Source organism: Xylanibacter rodentium (genome assembly GCF_013166575.1).
In the GTDB taxonomy this organism is placed as follows: domain Bacteria; phylum Bacteroidota; class Bacteroidia; order Bacteroidales; family Bacteroidaceae; genus Prevotella; species Prevotella rodentium.
Window position 1 is genome coordinate 17910 of sequence record NZ_JABKKE010000020.1, and the last position, 18818, is coordinate 36727.

General features: G+C 46.0%; 8 protein-coding genes and 1 pseudogene. All 9 read right to left on the reverse strand.

The window, feature by feature from the left end; all coding sequences use genetic code 11:
• Positions 1-109 precede the first annotated feature (109 nt).
• Positions 110-3338: pseudogene (locus HPS55_RS11195) on the reverse strand (P-loop NTPase fold protein).
• 16 nt (positions 3339-3354) lie between these two features.
• A complete protein-coding gene (locus tag HPS55_RS11200; RefSeq protein ID WP_004291480.1) occupies positions 3355-4485 on the reverse strand; it encodes an ATP-binding protein in 1131 nt (376 codons plus the stop codon).
• Positions 4486-4786: 301 nt separating this feature from the next.
• On the reverse strand, positions 4787-5392 hold the full coding sequence (locus HPS55_RS11205; protein WP_004304269.1) for an RteC domain-containing protein: 606 nt from the start codon (positions 5390-5392) through the stop codon (positions 4787-4789).
• Positions 5393-5630: 238 nt separating this feature from the next.
• On the reverse strand, positions 5631-6053 hold the full coding sequence (locus HPS55_RS11210) for a dihydrofolate reductase family protein (protein ID WP_004291474.1): 423 nt from the start codon (positions 6051-6053) through the stop codon (positions 5631-5633).
• Positions 6054-6332: 279 nt separating this feature from the next.
• Entirely contained in the window at positions 6333-7655 is a 1323-nt protein-coding gene (locus tag HPS55_RS11215; protein WP_004291471.1) for a sigma-54-dependent transcriptional regulator, read from the reverse strand.
• The gene (locus HPS55_RS11220; protein ID WP_004291467.1) at positions 7648-9966 is read right to left on the reverse strand and encodes a hybrid sensor histidine kinase/response regulator; all 2319 of its coding nucleotides are present in this window, start codon (positions 9964-9966) and stop codon (positions 7648-7650) included. The genes HPS55_RS11215 and HPS55_RS11220 overlap by 8 nt, the downstream gene beginning before the upstream one ends.
• A complete protein-coding gene (gene tet(Q), locus HPS55_RS11225; RefSeq protein WP_004291466.1) occupies positions 9966-11891 on the reverse strand; it encodes a tetracycline resistance ribosomal protection protein Tet(Q) in 1926 nt (641 codons plus the stop codon). The genes HPS55_RS11220 and tet(Q) overlap by 1 nt, the downstream gene beginning before the upstream one ends.
• Before the next feature lie 657 nt (positions 11892-12548).
• The gene (locus HPS55_RS11230) at positions 12549-18365 is read right to left on the reverse strand and encodes an N-6 DNA methylase (protein WP_004291462.1); all 5817 of its coding nucleotides are present in this window, start codon (positions 18363-18365) and stop codon (positions 12549-12551) included.
• Positions 18355-18807 carry a DUF1896 domain-containing protein gene (locus HPS55_RS11235; RefSeq protein ID WP_004304266.1) on the reverse strand — a complete coding sequence of 151 codons (453 nt, stop codon included), beginning with the start codon at positions 18805-18807 and terminating at the stop codon, positions 18355-18357. Before HPS55_RS11235 ends, HPS55_RS11230 begins: the two co-directional genes overlap by 11 nt.
• Between the last annotated feature and the right edge of the window lie 11 nt (positions 18808-18818).

Consider the following 18818-nt stretch of genomic DNA (forward strand, 5'->3'; position numbering starts at 1 on the left):
TCCCTATCGAAGTTTGAAGTGACCCCCAAAAGTTGGATACAATTTTTTTGGGGGGGCACTTCAGTTCTGACGGGTAAAATCGTAAAATTCGGACTTGTTAGACAAATACTTACGCGGTTTCAACCTCAGGTACTGAATCTATCGAATTGACAAATTTAACCAATTGCGGATCTGAATCTTTTTGTATGAGGTTTCGGAGACTCTTTTTCAATTCATAAGCATCATCCCCTGCTGTATTTATTAAATCCATATAAAAATCTTTGTTTTGCAGAATCAATGAACGGCATGCCCCATCGGAAATTACAGGTTTCACTATTTTATCAATAACGTCTCCAGCTTGACTTTTCAAATTACCATGCGATCTAAGCCATGTTTCGAAAAATTGAAACTTTATTGCATTGATAGTCTTTTTACCGATGCAGAAATCATTTCTTATATCGGTAACTGTCGATTTAATTTTTCGTTTATCCAATCTTTCAACTATATTCTTGAAACAATTAGGGAAAGGATTCAAACTTTGAGTTCCAGAAGCAATATCCATCAGAATCTTTTTGCCAAATTCAGTCAAGTTATCTGGCAAGGATTTGATTTTAGCCAGTAAATGTTTTATTGCGACAAACCAATAATATGATGTATGTGCTGTTCTTTGGGCGTATAATGTATCAACACTTATTTCAGACAACGCTTCGAACGCTATTTTATTGATATGATCGGTCAGGACATTGCTTATTTTAGTGGTCAAATCGTAAAAAGATGCGTCAGGAATTACATCTTTAATATTGTTCTTAGTGATATACTTATCCAAATCGGTATTCCACTCTGCTAAATGCTCGATAAATACCTCATCCGTTACACCTATTCTGTTCTTAATATCTTCAAATTGGGGCAATATGTCTGAGAGCAATAATTTATAGCCAAGTTTATGATTTACCATGTATTGTAGTGTTTCATTTAATAGCGGTATATTCCATCCCACACTATTTACTAATAAGTCTCCATGATCCACATAATAGTCCATGAGTTCTGCAACATATTTTATATCTCCACCCTCTATTAAGGAAACGGAATGACCATGTGCCAATTGCATGGCGACTAAATCGTAATATCCAGACTCTTTAATGTTTCGGCCATCAGTTTCTAATTCAGAATGCAACTGATTTATGTAGGTTGAATCTAACGTTACAGGTAAAGGTCTTTCTTCGTCAGATGCCAATAAACGATAGGTTGTAAATATAGCCCCTATATTATCTTTATTTACATTCTGTTCATCAATGCAATTCGTGATCGCTTGCAAAAGCGTTGGAAACGTATAGGTAGAATTATCTTTTAACGTTTTTACAATATCTGCATGGTCGAAATTATCGGGTAGTAAGTTTGCCAAATAATTATCGAGCGCCTCCGAATTTGTTGCTACTTGATAATATTTATATGCTTTAGTTGTCGCGTTATCCCGATAGGCAGCATCTGTTGCATTTGCAGCTTGAATATAATCGATAAATGTATTTGGCTTGACTGTTTTTGCTTCAATCAATGACGTAAAATCGCACGCCAACTTATTTTGCGCAATAAACCTGTCTATTGCATCTAACGTTTTGAAATAGTCGCCGCCATTGAAGTCATTGAACCGAACTATCTTCTTATATAATTGAGCAATCACATGGTTTTGGCTTTCCGTGTCTAAATGCAACAGCAGTTCTTGGTATTCGACAGGGAACACCTGCTTCTCTATGGATTCTTTTAATTTCAATTGTGCTATTCTTTGCCATACACGCAGAATAACATCGCTCTTTCGAGTTAATTTATGCAAACAATGTATAATCTTATCGATAAGCGCATTGTCCATACATTGTATAACTTCTTCTAATACAGTGTCAAATTGTTTATTAGTCTCTGCATATTGATTTATGTCGTGGTCTTCTTCTCCGTTGATGCAGCCTTCAATATATTTTTTCAATGGAATTTGTCGAGCATCTTCAACATCGACACCATATACCAAAGCTGCAATTTCGCGTTGTGTTTGCAGATCATTGTTAATTATTGTTTGAATGCCATTCAGATAGTCGCCGGACAATATTTGTTCTACTGGATTTGCCAGAATATCCGTCTTCTTCAAACAGAACAATGCTATGTTTATCATCAAAATTTCGTTACACCACTCTTGTTTAAGAGCGACCATCTCATTGATATATGATATAATTTCCCTAACATTGGCATTAGGATTTACCAATCTGAATATCCGATTTATAGTTTCTTTCGCTTCATTTTCTGTTTCTCCAAATGCTTCAACAAACAGTTTGTTGAATATACTTCGATAGTCGGTAATAACAGGAGGAGCAACACGATAAACAATAGGGAAAGTTTTATTGATAAAATACTTGGTCAGTTGTTTCGTTTGTTCGTCGGTCTCATCTCCGAATGCACAAGCTAAATGTGTTTCATCGAAAGGAATAACAGCCCAAACATTTTCAAAACCGCTATCGGCGAAGAACGTATGGATAGAAGACCATAATTCTTTTACTTTTTCAGCGGGGAGACGATCCATGTTGTCAAAAACAAGGACTAATTTACGTTGTCCTTTTTCCTTGATAAAATCAGAAATGTCTTGCATCCATGTTTTGAACTCGTAAACCGTTGGTTCGTCTTCGCTCAAAGTCTCATAGCAAACGTCCTTTTCGACTTTATCTTGATAAATAGCTAACATATAACTCCATCCATATTTATGATCTTTGCTATATGCCCATTTCCAAACGCACAATGCAATAAGAACTGGCAGTGCAGCTATGATAATAGACAATAAAGAAAACCACCATGTTGTGGGTGTAGGTTTTACTGCATACGCAATAAATGTAAATATCGGAGTTAAAACTGCAACCAAAAATGCCGCAACCATACCATTACTGATAAGGGGATATTTTTCGGTTACGGTCTCCGTTTTACGGGCTAATAAATATTTCAGCTTTTCAGACCATGATACGGTTTTCGTACCTCCACCTTTGACTTTTATTGTTGCATTTCCAGATAGGATACCATCATCAATAAGTTTGCTTGTAAGCAATTCCAATATAGAGCGGCGTTGCAAGTCCTCTTGATGTCCCCATGCGTCATACTCAAAAAAGTAATATTTTAACCACGTTGGATTTTCCAGATCCCCAAATACCTTCGATGCCGATAATTCGAGGTAAAGTACATTCCTCATCCAATGAATCATTCTGACAAAAATGGCGAGCAATAGTTTTTGCCAACCTTTCTTGCGAACCTCCATCGAATTTGTCAATACCACACGGTTTATTTTGGATAAACCGCGGATATTGCTGTTTGGATTGTAGTTTTGTTTCCATATACGTAATTTATTGATTATACGAACTCCAAATAATTCTCCCGATTTACCACATGAAACTCGGCATAGGGATAGGCTTCTTGGAAGGCTTTCGGTGCGGCCGGCATTTTATTTCCCCACTTGAACTCCAAGGCGGTAAGACTGTCGGCACTCTCCTCAATCAGGTCGATTTCCTGTTTGTCGTAGGTGCGCCAGAAATAGAACTCCCTGTGCAGTCCCTCATTGAAGTTCGCTTTGCGCCGCTCTCCGATGATGTAGTTCTCCCACAGCGCACCGACATCCTGCCGAATGGCCAGCGGTGAGAAAGCCCCGATAATGGCATTGCGAATGCCGTTGTCGTAGAAGTACCACTTGCCAGCTTTTGTAACCTCCTTGCGTAGGTTACGCGAATAAGCCCCCAGACGATAGATAACGAAGACCTTTTCCAATAGGTCGAGGTATTTTTCAACGGTCGTCTTGCTCATGCCGAGTTGTTTACCTAACTCTTCGTAAGAAACTTCGCTGCCCAACTGAAAAGCTATCAATCGCAGTAGATCGCGCATCTTGCTCGAATTTTTTAAGCCGTCAATTGCTAAGATATCTTTAAGCAGGTATGCACCGACAATATCACGTAGGTAGTCTGTTTTACGTTCATAGTTCTCCATCATTACTACTTCGGGATAGGAACCGTAAATCAAGCGCGCTTCGAGGTTCTGGCGGGTTTCAAGTGCCGTTTCCGTCTGTGCGATTTCCCGTTGCGAGAATGGTGTAAGGAGAAATTGCGTACTGCGGCCGACCAACGGTTCACCAGTCTTATTCAGCAAATCGAATGACGAAGAACCACTTGCCAAGACACTTATTCCCGGTATTTCATCAACTATCAACTTCAGAATACTACCGATTTGTGGTATGTTCTGTGCCTCATCAATAGCCAGCAAATCAATACCATCCAATAAATGCCGATAATTGGCTATTGAGCGATTCTCCAATAGTGCTAATGTGTCGTAGTCTTCGCCGTTGAGCATCATCGTCCTACCTGAATAGTTGTCCACAATTTTACGCATCATTACCGTTTTACCAACACGGCGAGCACCAAAAATCAGTACTGCTTTATTGGGCGCGATTCGTGCTGTAATCTTCTCTTGAAGTATTCTATTTACTGTTTCCATACCTTATAAAATATAATGCAAAGATAATCATATTTTTTTAATTGGCGAATTTTACAAAAAAAACGGGCTATTAAATGGCGATTTTTACAACCACAATCTTATGGAAGTTGTTTCATTGTTTTTAGTAATGATATATGTTCATACTATGATGACTCAATAATTTACCAGACATACGTTTCTGAAATTTGTCCTTATAGGAATGAAAAACTCACATATATTGTGCTAATTAATATATAATTAAATGAAAATAAAAAGACAGGATACGAGTATTCCTGTCTTCTCATATGTAATGGATATTTTTTTATTTTCTCATCCGCTCCAACTCCTCATCACGCAACATTCTCTCGTTCAGTTTTTCCTGCATCCTGTCAATGAAATAGGTGCGGCTTTCGTTCTTCCGGCGTTTGATATCAGTGTAGAAGCGGTAGCAGTCTTTAGAATCAACCCCGAATATCTTATAGAGAAGTGGGGCGAGCTGTTTGAGCGGCATATTGCCGTTGTTGATGCAGCCCATCACGTCTATGCCGTAGATAAGTTCCACGAGGTCGATGGCATTGCCCGTCCATTGAAGAAGGCTGGCGGTGGTTTCTGTTGCGTTGTTGGCGGATATTAGTGGTGGCACTTGGGGCGTGGCAAGGAATTTCTGCATCTTTCTTACGAAAGACAGAGCCTTGCTGACGTAGGCGGCAATCTCTCTTTTTTCTTCTGACAGATTACGTACGGGATGGTGCTGCAACTCGATTTCGATGTAGGCAAGCGCGATGACGGTAAGGTTCATGTCCATGCCGCCGTTGCACAGTTCGATCACTTGGGTGGCGAAAGCCGTGTATGCCGTTTCCATATTGCAGTCGCCGGCTTCGTTTATCAGGCGGAAAAAGTCGGTTTCCGCCAGCAAGAAATAATTCATGGTTCTGTCAATTTTGAAAATTACACTTTGTTTTCTGCGTGCGCACATGAATATAATTGGCAAAAAACGCGGCAGAAAATAAAAAATCCAACACTCAATTTTACAAAGTGCTGGATTTCAGAGGTATAAAATTCAGTATTTTTTCACAAGGACAAATTATCTCCGACTTAAATTGTTTGTAATCGGAACATTTATTCTATTCCTGAAAATAGAAATGTATGCTTGCCGCACATTTTGGCTATCTTGCTTTTTTATCAAGGATATAGATAATGCGACATACACCGTTGGGATAGCTTTTCAAAGAGGAAAGCGTCCAGTGTTGCTCTGGCAGAGCCGACTTAAAAAAATGTCGTCCGCTTCCGGATATGAAAGGAACGGTGTATAGTATGATTTCATCCACAGCGTGCATCCGCAGCAGTCCGTTTATATAGTCTGCCGTGTCCGGTGTGGCTTCCGCGAGGTAACGGATGTTTGTGCAGTCTTTTCTCCATTCGTGCAGCATTGAAATGGAATAGTCCGGTGTCACACGGTAAAAGGCTTTCTTCCTGATTTCATCAAGACCGCAACGGTCAAGGCACAAATCCTGATGTGCTTTATCATATAACTCTGAAGAAAGACATCCGTCCATCGTCAGTACGGCGAGAATCTGAACTTTACCCATAATCGTTTCCTTTCGTTAGGCAAGGGTAAAAAAGTAGCGTGCAATTCACACTACCTTCAAGCGATGGCTCTGGTAAAGCCTTTACGGAGAGTACGTGAATGCACGCTATGCGTAAGCATAGCATAAGCATCACGCAATCGTCTCCGTAGTTCCAATTTACCAGATTTTCGCTTGAAACGCCTTGCGGTCTTATCCTATATGTTGGCGGCGAAAAGCTCCTGCCAATCGCCGTTTTTCTCAAATGTTATGCAAAGATAGCCAAATTCAGTGAATTACGGGCTATGATTGCTTGAATTTATATTTAAGTCCATACTCTTCAAGTTTGCTGTATAGTGTTGTCCTGCCTATGCCGAGCAGTTCTGCGGCGACACTCCGGTTGCCGTTTGCCTGTTTCAACGCACGCAATATCCGCTCCTTATCCTCCGCGTCATTGCGCAAGGCGAAGCTGACAGTAGAGGTCGGTTTCGTCACGGCAAGTTCCAGATGCTCTTTCATGACAACACCTTCCTGCGCCTGCAATACAGCACCCATAACTTTCTGCCGAAGTTCCCGCACGTTGCCCGGCCATGCGTGTGTCAGCAACGCTTTACGTGCTTCGGAACTGAACCCGCTCACGCTACACTCCAGCTCTCTGTTTGCCATATCACGGAAGAACTCTGCCAGCGGCATAATGTCTTCTTGACAGTCACGCAACGGAGGAACGGTTATCCCGAAGTCGTGCAGGCGGTACAGAAGATCCTGCCGAAAACGCTTTTCATTCACCGATACCTCCAAATCTTCATTGGTAGCAGCGATGATGCGGACATTGAAATTCCGGTCTGCCTTGTCTCCGACCGGGCGATACCGCCTCTCCTGTATGGCACGGAGCAACATCTGTTGGGTTTCCAACGCGAGGTTTCCTACCTCGTCCAGAAACAACGTGCCGCCTTCCGCCTCATGGAAATATCCTTTCTTGGCATTGTCCGCACCTGTAAATGCACCTTTGACGTGTCCGAAGAAAGCCGACGGTGCAAGCTCTTTGGAGAGTGAACCGCAGTCCACCGCCACAAATGGCTTGCCTGCACGTTTGCTCTTGTCATGCAACAGGTGGGCAATATGCTCCTTGCCCGTGCCGTTCTCACCAAATATCATCACGCTCATATCGGTGGCGGCTACCAGCCTTATGCGGTGCATGATTTTCTGAAAGGCGGAACCTTCACGGGCGAATATAGGCATACGGCGTTGTCCTGCCTGACGTTCTTTCAGTATGGAACGGATCAGGGGGACAAGTTTATCCTCCACAAGCTGTTTGGGAATATAGTCTATCGAGCCGAGTTTCATGCTTTCCACGGCGGTATTAACTTCGGCGTAGTCGGTCATAATGATGAAGGGCTGCATCTTTCCCTCCTTTCGCATCCAGCACAAAAGGTCTATGCCACTGCCGTCAGGCAGACGCAGGTCGGCAACCACGATATCATTATCTGTTGCCTGTTGCAGATGTTTCTTCGCGGTTGAGAGGTGGTAAGCCTTCATATTGCGGTAGCCCTCCCGTGACAGCATATTGCAGACATATTCGCAATACACGATGTTGTCTTCCACCACAATTATTTTTGTCTTATTCATCTTCGTATTTTCTCCTTTCCTCTTCTGCCAACCGTATTATTTCCACTCCCTTATCCAGCACGGCAGTCACGGCATGGCTTAACGCTTCACCATCCGGGAGAGCATCGCCACGAAGCAATCCGTAAAGTACATTCAGCGGTTGGTCGGCACGGAGCACCTCCCACGAACTGCGCAGGTGGTGGATCAGGGAATCCAGCTTTTGCAGGTCTTTTTCTTTTGCTGCATCCCGTACCGCCTGCATTTCCTTTTCTGTTTCAGTTATCAACTTTTCCAGCATGACGGCTTCATTGCCATAGGACAATAAGGCGGAAAAGTCCGGTTTCCCGTCCGGTGTCGCTTTTATGGCACACCTGTCGGAAACCTCCATCAGTTCCGATATGGAGAACGGTTTGAACAGGCATCCGGCAAAGCCTTTTGCCAATAGTTCCCCTTTGTTACAACTGCCCGAAGCGGTTGCCACAACCACCGGGATTGTTGGTGAATTGCCCACGTTGGACGAACGCAACAGTTCCAGCAATTCGAAACCGTTTATATCGGGCATATTCAAGTCTGTCAGCAACAGGCTGTATTCTTTCTGGCGTATCATTTCCATCAGTGCCGCAGCATCGGTGCAAGTGTCGCAGTGTATTCCTTCTTGGGAATACATCTCTTTCAGCATCAGAAGTAATACCTCATCATTGTCAATGGCGACAACATCATGGAATTTATTGTTATGATAAACAGGTGTATTGCTTGTATATCCAAGCTGTTCTTCAGCTTCCTGCATAGAAATTTCAACTGTGAAACGACTGCCTTTCCCTTTCTTGCTGTCTAAACGGATTGTTCCGCCAAGCATCGACACAATATTACGCATTATGGCAAGCCCAAGCCCGAAACCCTCCTTTGCGGCGGCATTTGATAGACGTTCAAACGCACCGAACGCTTGTTTCTGTTCCTCTTCTGTCATGCCTGTACCTGTATCTTCAACGACCAGTGTCAGAACTCCATTATCATATTCAGTAATCAAAGAAACACCGCCTTCTTCTGTGAACTTGACAGCGTTTGACAGCAGGTTATTCCCGATTTGTATTATTCGCTCTTTGTCGGTCAATACAATGGCATCGTGTCCAGTCTTCACGGACAAGGACAGCCCTTTGTTCACGGCAACAGGCATGAACTCCGTTTCAAGTGTGTGCGTGATTGCTGAAATCCGGCAGGGTGACAGACGGGGCTGTTCCTTGCCGTTGTCCAGGCGGAAGAAGTCAAGCAAAGTGTTAAGCATATCCCGCATACGGTCGGAGGATTGCAGTATGTTTTGGATATACTGCCCGGACTTATCCTCACACTGTTCTTTCCGTATCAGTCCGGCATAGCCTGTTATTGCTGTCAGCGGTGTGCGCAGTTCATGGGTGATAGTATGTACCGCCTTCTTCCTTGACGTTATCAGTGCCTCGTTCCGTTGTACGGATTGTTCCAGTTGCCTTATCAAATCAGTTGTCTTGTGCTTGTATTGTTTAATGCTTTTTGCATCACGATGTATGATGATGTAGGAAATTAACAACAATAGAAGAACGAATCCCATTAAACCGCCTACTTGCATAAATGACTTTTCACGCATGGCAACTATTTCGTTTTCCCGGCTTTGCAGTTCGGTTTGTACCTTTTCTTCTATTTGGCAAATCAATTCTTGCAGTTGTCTGTTAAGTTCTGCATTACGAGCTGCAAGGCTGTCGGCTTGTTCCGACAATTGGCGATCCTGCACTTTCTGTTCGCTGATTACGTTTCTATTGACCGAATGAAGGATAGTGGTTGATACTGCTGGAGTTACTTCCTTTTTTTTGCCGAATATGCCTAAGAAACCTTTTCGTTTTGGCTTTTTGGACTGTTCCTGCACACTTTTCTGTACAATAACCGGAATTTGATTGGCTATCTTCTTGTTAATAGATTGTTGTTCATCCATTAACCGGACTATCTGGAACATCTGTCGTTCCTTATCCTCTAAAAGACTGCGCACACTATCGATGCGCTCTGCTGGATAGGTGGCCTTGAAACGGCAGAGCATACTGTCCATTGCCATACGCCGTGCATGGTAATGCTCGATATCTTTATCGTTCCATTCCAGTATTGTTTCACCCAATAGAGAAAATTTTATCATTTGAATATTGATATTGTTTATTTCTTTTCGGAGCTCGTCTATTTTTTTATTGCCAAGTTCTAATGCTTCTATCTCCTGCCATTCATAGAGGCTATTATATGCCATACATCCGATAAGAATGGAGATAAGTATATATCCCAACCGTATTGCCTTATAGAAATTTCCTGACCGCTCCATTATTTTAATGACATTGATTTTTGGAACATGAATAAAAGTTTATCTTTTTCGTTCATGCGGATATTATCAGAATAACCGTCTTTTGTTATTTGATACCCACATGGCTTAACCATAAAAATGCCTAAGCCCTTAGTGTACGAACTTACTTCTGAGGCATAGTCTTTACTTGTATTTAATGGAACTTTCCCTTTAATATGACACCACTCATTATTACAACTGATGTCTTCAATCTCAGACATCAGTTTTTGCAAATCTGTAATAGCTTTGGAACTCGCTACTTGGGGTATCTGCAACTCAAAACAGAGCATCGGTTCGAGAATGTCCACACCTGACTGTTGCAAAGCCAGCCTGAAGACATAAGGGGTCAGCTGTCTGAAATCAGCAGGTGTACTTACCGGGCTATAATACTCGGCTTGAGTAAAAGTTACTTTCAGATCTGTCACTTCCCATCCATGTAAACCAGATTGGCAAGACATACGAATCCCTTCAAAAACGGCATTTTGAAAAGAATGGTTCAGATAACCATAGGAGATGTCACTTTCGATTTGCAACCCTGCCCCTAACGGTAAGGGTTCAAGAGTCAGCCCTATTGTGGCCCAGTAAGGGTTGGGTGGTACTTCGATCTGAATAATCTTATTGACCTTTTTTATAGGTCGTTCTTTGTAGATAGTCTTGATCTCATCAAAATGGACCTTTACGGAAAATCGTTCTTCCAGCAATGTCTGTATGATTTCCTTTTGGGTCAAACCATATAACGAGATTTCCAATTCATCACTATATGAGTTTATGGAAAAGGACAAAGACGGGTCTTCAATCCACAATGTATTCAGAGCGGATATCACCTTGCTTCTCTCTTCGGGCTTATTTGGCCGGACGGAGGATTTGAGAGCGGGATGCTGATGAGATAATCCTTGAATCAAACAAGGTTTAGCACCTAAATAATCTCCGATTCGAAAATCTTCTATATCTTCTACAATCGCGATATCATTGGCACCCACTTCATCAACATTTATCTCTCTGCCCTGATAAATAGTCTTTAGATTTTTAATCTTGATGAATTTTTCCGAATCGTTGATTCTTACAACGTCTCGAAGTCTCAGACTTCCGTCAATTATTTTAAGAAAACTTCTTTTATGCCCTTTGGGGTCATGCTCTATCTTATAGAGATAAGCTGAAAGTCTGTTTGAGACTGATGCCGGAGGAAGTATAAAAGAAGAAATGGCGTCCAACAACTCATTGATACCGATATTGAACATTGCTGATCCATGTAGCACCGGATAGACTTTGGCTTTTGCCACAAGAGCGATTATCGTATTCCAATAATCAGCCGGTGAAATTTCGCTATCCGCCAAATATCGTTCTAATATATCGTCGTCATGGTTGCATACAAATTCTTTGTATTCTTCCTTTATATATGTTTGGGAGCAAACCGGATAAACCGATCCATCGACAACAGTTTGCATAAACAGGACATCTTGCGACAGATTTGTTTTTATATCCATATACAAACGCTCCAAATTCACACCGGCACGGTCAATCTTATTGATAAATATAATTGTCGGGATTTGCAGCTTTTGTAAAGTACTGAACAGCAACTTTGTCTGCGCTTGTATGCCTTCCTTTGCGGATAAGATGAGGACTGCTCCATCAAGCATTTTGAATGTCCGCTCCACTTCCGCAATAAAATCCATGTGTCCCGGAGTGTCAATGATATTGCATTTCACTCCATTCCAGATAATAGATGTCGTAGAAGCCCGGACAGTAATTCCTCTACGTTTCTCTATATCCATAGAGTCCGTTATGGTGTCACCATTATCCACACGGCCGCACTTTTCCGTTGCTCCACTGGCAAACAGCAGATTCTCGGTTACGGAAGTTTTTCCTGCATCAATGTGAGCAAGAATTCCTAAATTTATAATATTCATTTGGATTAAGCAATAATATACTACAGTAGATGCATTGTCGAAACGCACCTTTTAATACCTCCTCGTAGCATATGAGAACTACAGGATTACTAACTCGTATTAATATGTATATTATTACTGCCGCATAACGATTACAAAATTACACAAAAAAATATATCTAACAAAAGTGGGAGGATTTTTTAACTTTTTACCATAGACATTTTATTAGGGAAGCGTAGGTTCAACTGGCAAGTACAAATAAGTAGAAATGTTTGAACAACACCGTTTTAGGAAGTTGAAAAATCAAGTTTCTCTCTCGGTATAGCGTTTATTTTGGCCAATATCTTCTTTAGTTTAGCATTTGTGTATTTCCCATTCGTGTTCTATTTAGCTCCTTATTATGAGTATGTAGCAAGTTACTTATCAAATTCAGCCTCTTTGAGGGTCAAATATGGTTTTGCAAATGGTGACTGACAAGACATAAACAAGGTCAGCAGGAATTTTTTACATAAATGGACATGAATGTATATAACCTAAAATAAGAATAAATTTTAATAAGGGCTGCCCAAAAAGAAAAAAATGCAGTTGCCATCCTATAGATACTTGCAGAAAGGATAAAATTTACTTTTAGACCTTTTGGGATAGCCCTTATTAATACTTCAGATAAAATTCCTTAGGTTATATTTTCAATCCTTTGGACCGGGTTTCCTCCTTGGCATACAGTCCCGGACGCCCGATTATGACATGGTTGGCAACGATACTATCCGCCGGACTGCGTATCTGCGGCGGTGCATTTTCGGGATATTGCGCCTGCCTGTTCCTCACATCTTCCGCTTCCGGCTTGAGCTGTTGCCCTTCATTCTCCTTTTCTGCGACTTCGGGCGTGGGTGGCGCAAGCTCCAGCTGAATTTTTCGGTCAAGGGCGGCAAGTTCGGACTTCAACTGCTTCAGCTCGTCCTCCTTCTTCCACACCTTACCCGCTATCTCCTGTAACTGCGGTATCTCCATCTCCAGCACCTCGTTCTTCGCCTTGTACTGGTCGATGATGGAGGGTATCCTCTCCATCGCGTTGAGGAAGTTGCGGGCGGCGGCCAACGGGTCAGCCATCGCCAGATGCCCGTTGTTGTAGGTGTACTTGTAGTTCCCCTCGACCACGAAGCGGTTGTCGGTGAACTCCAATCCCTCTTTGAGTATCCTTTCGCTCACCACCTTTATCGGAAAACCGTAAAGTTCACCGACCTGCGTGTACAACCCTCCGGTCGTGGCATTCTTGGCTATCTCCTGCAAACGCTTTCCGATGACCTTCTCATCGGCGGAATCCACTCCGTCCACCTTTATTATATTAAGGCGGTTGCCCTCCTTGTCGGTCTGCACCACCGACAGGAAGCGGTTCCAGTCCTCCGTCATGGCATCTATGAAAGCCGTGTTGTTGCGCAACTCGCCGGTCTTTGACTCCAGCTTGAACTCCGAATCACGCTTGCCCTTGTTGAACGACTTGCGTTCCCCTTCGAGCGATGCGATCCGCTTTTCCAGTTTCGCCTTGTCCAACAGGTCGGTATTGCCGGAGAGCAACGCCATGTATTCCGAGAAATTCATGCCCGATTTTTCGTCCATTGCCCCCTCGTCGATGGTACGCGCACCCATCGCACCGCTTTTGAGCTGGCTTATGAAAGTCTGCTTGCAGTGCAGGAGGTTGAACTTGTAGCTGTCCAGTGACTTCTCCACCGCGTAGATGATTACATCCACGTTGTTCCCGGCGAAATGTTTGGCAATCTCATTACCTGCCCTAACTCCGCGTCCGTCACGCTGTTGCAAGTCGGACGGTCGCCACGGCGTATCGAGATGATGGATAGCCACACACCGTTTCTGGGCGTTCACACCCGTTCCGAGCATAGAGGTAGAGCCGAACAGCACACGCACCGTCCCGGCGTTCATGGCGTCTATCACCGCCTTCCGCGCCTTGTCGGTCTTGCACTCCTGAATGAAGCGCACCTCGCTTGGCGGTATACCGTAGTCCTCCGTCAGTTTGCGCTTGATTTCCGAATAGACGTTCCACCCGTCGCCCGGCTGGTATGTCCCCAAATCAGAGAAAACGAACTGCGTGCCTTTCTGGGCGTCGTATTTTTGATAATACTCCGCGATCATCTTGGCACAGTGACTCGCTTTGTTGTCGGGATGATCTTCGTAATTCGGGTCTATCATGCGCATGTCGAGTGCCATTTTCCGGGCATAGTCCGTGGCGATGAGCATCTTCGCCTTTTCTTCCGTTTCCGAAAGCGGCAGCCTGCCCAACAAGGTGGCATCGCCCGTCTTGGCGAACTGCATCAGTTTCTGTATGAAGTCCTCCTGTTCCGGCGTGGGCGGTATATGGTGCAGTATCTCGTTCTTGGCAGGACGGTCAACGCCCACATCCTCCGCCGTGCGGTAGTCCGTGATTTCATTATAGAAGGCGGCAAGCTCCGGCACTTTGATGAAGTAGCGGAAACGCTCCTTCTGGACCACATTGTTCGTCACGTTAAATTCAAAATCCGTCGTCTTCTTGGCAAATATCGCCGCCCAAGCGTCGAAACACCTTATGTCCTGCCGTTCCAGCTCCTTCGGGCGCAGGTACTTGAACAGCAGGTACAATTCAGTCAGTGAGTTGCTGATAGTCGTGCCGGAGAGGAAGGTCGCACCCAAGTCTTTTCCTGTGCGCTCCTGTATGGTGCGTATGGCAAAGAGCATGTTAAGTGCCTTCTGGCTTCCCTCGCTGTTTCCCAATCCCGCCACACGGTCGTGGCGCGTGTTGAAAGTCAGATTCTTGAACTGGTGGCTCTCATCTATGAAGATGTGGTCGATGCCCATCTGCTTGAAATCCACCACGTCGTCCGTGCGTGACTTTATGGCGTGTTCCACCTTCTCCAGCTTCGCTTCAAGGTTGTGCTTGCGCTTCTCCAATCCTTTCAGCATCGCCCGCGACACGTTCTTTCCCTGCTGCCGTAGCACTTCGAGGTTTTCCTCCACCGTGTCAAGCTCTGCTTGCAGGATGCGCTGCTGCAATTCCGGCGACTGCGGTATCTTGCCGAACTGGTCGTGCGACATGATGACGCAATCGTAGTCGTTGTTCTTTATATTATTGAAGAAGCGCACACGGTTGGCGGTCGAAAAGTCCTTCTCCGAAGCGTACAGAATACGTGCGTTGGGATATGCCGCCTGATAGGTGGCTGCAATCTCCGCAACGTTGGCTTTCAGCCCGATAATCATCGGCTTGTGTGCCAAATTCAGACGCTTCATCTCATGCGCGGCGATGCACATTATCAGCGTCTTACCGGTTCCCACCTCGTGGTCGCAAATTCCGCCGCCGTTCTGTTTCAACATCCAGACGCAATCCATCTGTGAGGGATAGACGCTCTTGATACCCCGGCTTGCCAGCCCTTTCAGGTTGAGGTCGGGAAAGGTCTGATGGGAGCCGTCGTAGCGCGGGCGCACGAAACAGTTGAACTTGCGGTTATACATCGTCACAAGCCGCTCCTTGAACTGCGGCGACTGCTCTTCGAGCCATTCGGAGAAGCCGTTTCGTATCTCGTCAATCTTGGCGTTGGCGAGTTGTATTCCCTCGCTGTCGCGCATCTTGATGTCGTTGCCATGCTCGTCCTTGCCGATGGACTTCATCATGTCAGGGCAGGTGTTGTGCAGGGCGTGTTTTAGGAGGTGCATACCGTCATAGTTCCGGTAATACCCCTTCACCAGAAACTCGTCCGTGATTTTCATGGTGCGGTAGCCGCACACCACCGAAAACTCGTCCATGCTTGCGGAATAGGCGATTTTCACCTCCGTGTCGAACAGCCGGCTCATGTAGGCGGCATAGACACCCGTCGGAATCCAGCGTTCCCCGAAATTGAAGTCCAGATCCTCGAAGGCGATGCGCTGCGGCTCGGCATCTTTCAGAGCCTCCAACGCCTGCTTCACCTCCGGCATACGCTCATTTTCGGGATTGTCACCCATCCATGCCTCTATGCGTTCCGCTTTCTCTATGACATTTCCGGCGATGAAACGGTCTTTGATTTCGTAACCGGTCACGAGCGGATTGTAGTAGATGCGCCCTTGCAGGGCAGTGAGCAAATCCTCCGCCGTGCTGTCGGTTATCTCCCGCATATAGTCGAGATTGACCGTACCATATTTGTTGAGCGACGCAGACAGGGCTTCTTCGGGAGAGCCTACGTTGGCATGGCTCTCCACCGCGAAGGAAACAGGATGCTCGAAGATGTCCGCCTTGACGAACTTTCCGTTTTCCATCCGTTCCAGCGAAAGGATGTCGCGCCCGCCCGCATCCATCATCACTAACTTCACGTTCTGCTTGGCGTTGAGGTTGCCGTAGCGCATGACAAACTCATCGTAACAGGTATTCAGATGCTCTCGCCACGGAACATTTGCCTCGCGCCGGAGCGATTCATAACGGTACAGACGCTCGTAGGCGTCACGCAGCGACACATACAACAACGCCTTTTCCTTCTGGTATCCTTTCAGGTCGAGCGGCTGGAATGTCGCCCCGTATGGCGTGATGTCTTTCAGGTAGCCGATGTTATGACGCCCCCGGTCAGCCACCAGCGACCCTTCGCGCAGGTGCATCTCCGGCGTGCGGTGGTAGGCACGCGGAGAAAGGTCCACGACTTCCTCCTTCGGCTTTTCCGCTTCGATGTCGGGGAAAAGGAAAGTCCCCACCGCTTCCGATGGGGTATCTGTAACGGCAGGTGCGGCGACTGCCTCCGGCTGTGTTTCCTCCTGTCGTGGCTGCTCACGGGAAGTTTCCGGCACGGCTTTCACTTCCGTCTTTTCCGCCACTTGTTTCTCGTTATGCTGCCTTGCCAGTTCCCGAAGTTCTTTCCTACGCTCCGGCGTCAAACCCATCATCATTTCATAGAAACCGTTGATGGGAGGATTGGTATCCCAGTCCAGTGTGGCATAGATGTCGTCCGGGTCGGCAGGCTTGGCGGTGTTCTCCGCTTTCACCTCCTTATTCTCCATTGCGGGTTTTGCAGTTGGAGCTGTCGGTGTAACCGTGACTTTCGGTTTGGGCGGAGTGGACTTTGCCGTAACTGCCTTTTTCACCGTCTTTTTCTTTTTGGAGGTTTTCGGTTGGCTGACCTCTTCCGTCATCCCCCAGAGGTCAAGCAGGGTGAGCTGCACGCCTGCGGAATATTGCGGGCGCGGTTCTATCTCCGGCTTTTCATCTGCGGGTTGCGGCTTTTCTGTCGGAGTTTCCACCGTCTGCGCCGAGGATACTGTTTCCAATTTTATGGCAGGACGCTCTACTTTATTTTGAACGGCAACTTTTTCTTCCGTTCCTGCCTGCCGGATTGAACCCGAATACAAGCGCATGGCAAGCCTGTAATGGAAATCCTCGTCGAGCATACGGCGCAAATCCCCGGCGATGCCTGCTGCCTTGCCCTCGTGCAGATAAACCATAGCGGGCTTCCCGTAGGGGTCTGTGTCAAGTTTCGCCATCGTATGCACGATGCGTTCCGGGTGGTGGATGAAATAGGCGTTGTCGGTCAGGGCGGTTTTCGTGTCCGTCTGTATCACGGTCATCAGCCGCTCGTCCTGCGACATTTCCTTCTTGCTGAGGTTCTTTTGCAGGACAATCAGGTCACTGCCCACCTCCGTGCCCGCGTTGTCCGTGAACAGGTTGTTGGGCAGGCGTATCGCGGATACCAGATTGGCCTGACTGAACAGCTCGTTACGCACGGAGGTCTTGGTGCTATTCAATACCCCTTGCGAGGTGATGAACGCCACGATACCGCCGTCACGCACGGCATCCAGTCCTTTGAGAAAGAAATAGTTGTGGATGGTTTTCTGGGCGGAGCGTCTGCCGAAAGAGTCGCTCCGCTGAAACTCCGCGTCGAACACGGCAATGTCACCGAACGGAATGTTGGACACCGCCAAGTCGAAATAATTGTTGAACGGTCTTTCGATTTTCTCAAAACCGCAGGTGCGCATTTTCTGGTCGGGATAGAGATGCCTCAAGATTGTACCCGTGAGCAGATCCTTCTCGAAAGCCATCACATCCGCATTGGGGCTGTGCCGCAGCATGGAATCCACGAACACGCCGACACCTGCCGACGGTTCGAGCATACGGGCGGGGCGGACGCTGTAATCTGCCAGCACGTCCGCGATGGTGTCGGTTATCTCTTTGGGGGTGTAGAAAGCGGTCAGCACGGACGCTTTCAGCGAATCCACAAACCGCTTGTACTCTGTTTCGTCCTTGCTGTTCTCACGGATAAGCCTGTGCAGCTCCACCGTCGGGGCGAACAGTTCGAGGTCGGATTTCGCCCACCGGACGGCATCCGTCAGTTCCTTTGCAGGGTTGAGGATACATTTCAGACCGCCGAAACCGCAGTACCTTTGAAGTATGGCACGCTCTTCGGTTGTCGCTGTCCTATTTTCCCTGTCAAGGATGAATGCCGTCCGTATCGCCTCGATGTTGTCCCGCAGTTTCTGTTTGCGGTTAAACGCCATATTCGTCTAAGTAAAGGACGGTTGCTCCCGTCAGCTCCGTGTAGAGCAGGTCGTAATCGGAAGACAGGGCGAAATTGTCATCCGAGAGGTCATAGACGGAGAACACGTTGCCGACAAGCGGCAGCAGTTTCAGGACAAAGGCTTCACGCTTCTCTTCCGGCACTTCATCGGCAAACTCGTTTTCCACGACTTCGCGGAGGATGGCGTAACGGGAATAATGCAGCCCGCGCAGCAGCGTGTCCATCGCCAGTTCCTGCGCACCATCGGCGGGATAGCCTTCAAGCCGTGCCCTCTCATACGTTTCGGCGGCACGGTCGGCCCGTTCCCGTATGAAAGCGGTGTCGTCAGCCTGTTCAAACTTGTTCGTGCGGAGATAGTCCAGCAGGTACAGACCGTAATAGGAAAAGTCGGTCTGACCCTCGTTTTTCTTCTTGTTGTTCATTACTTTGGATT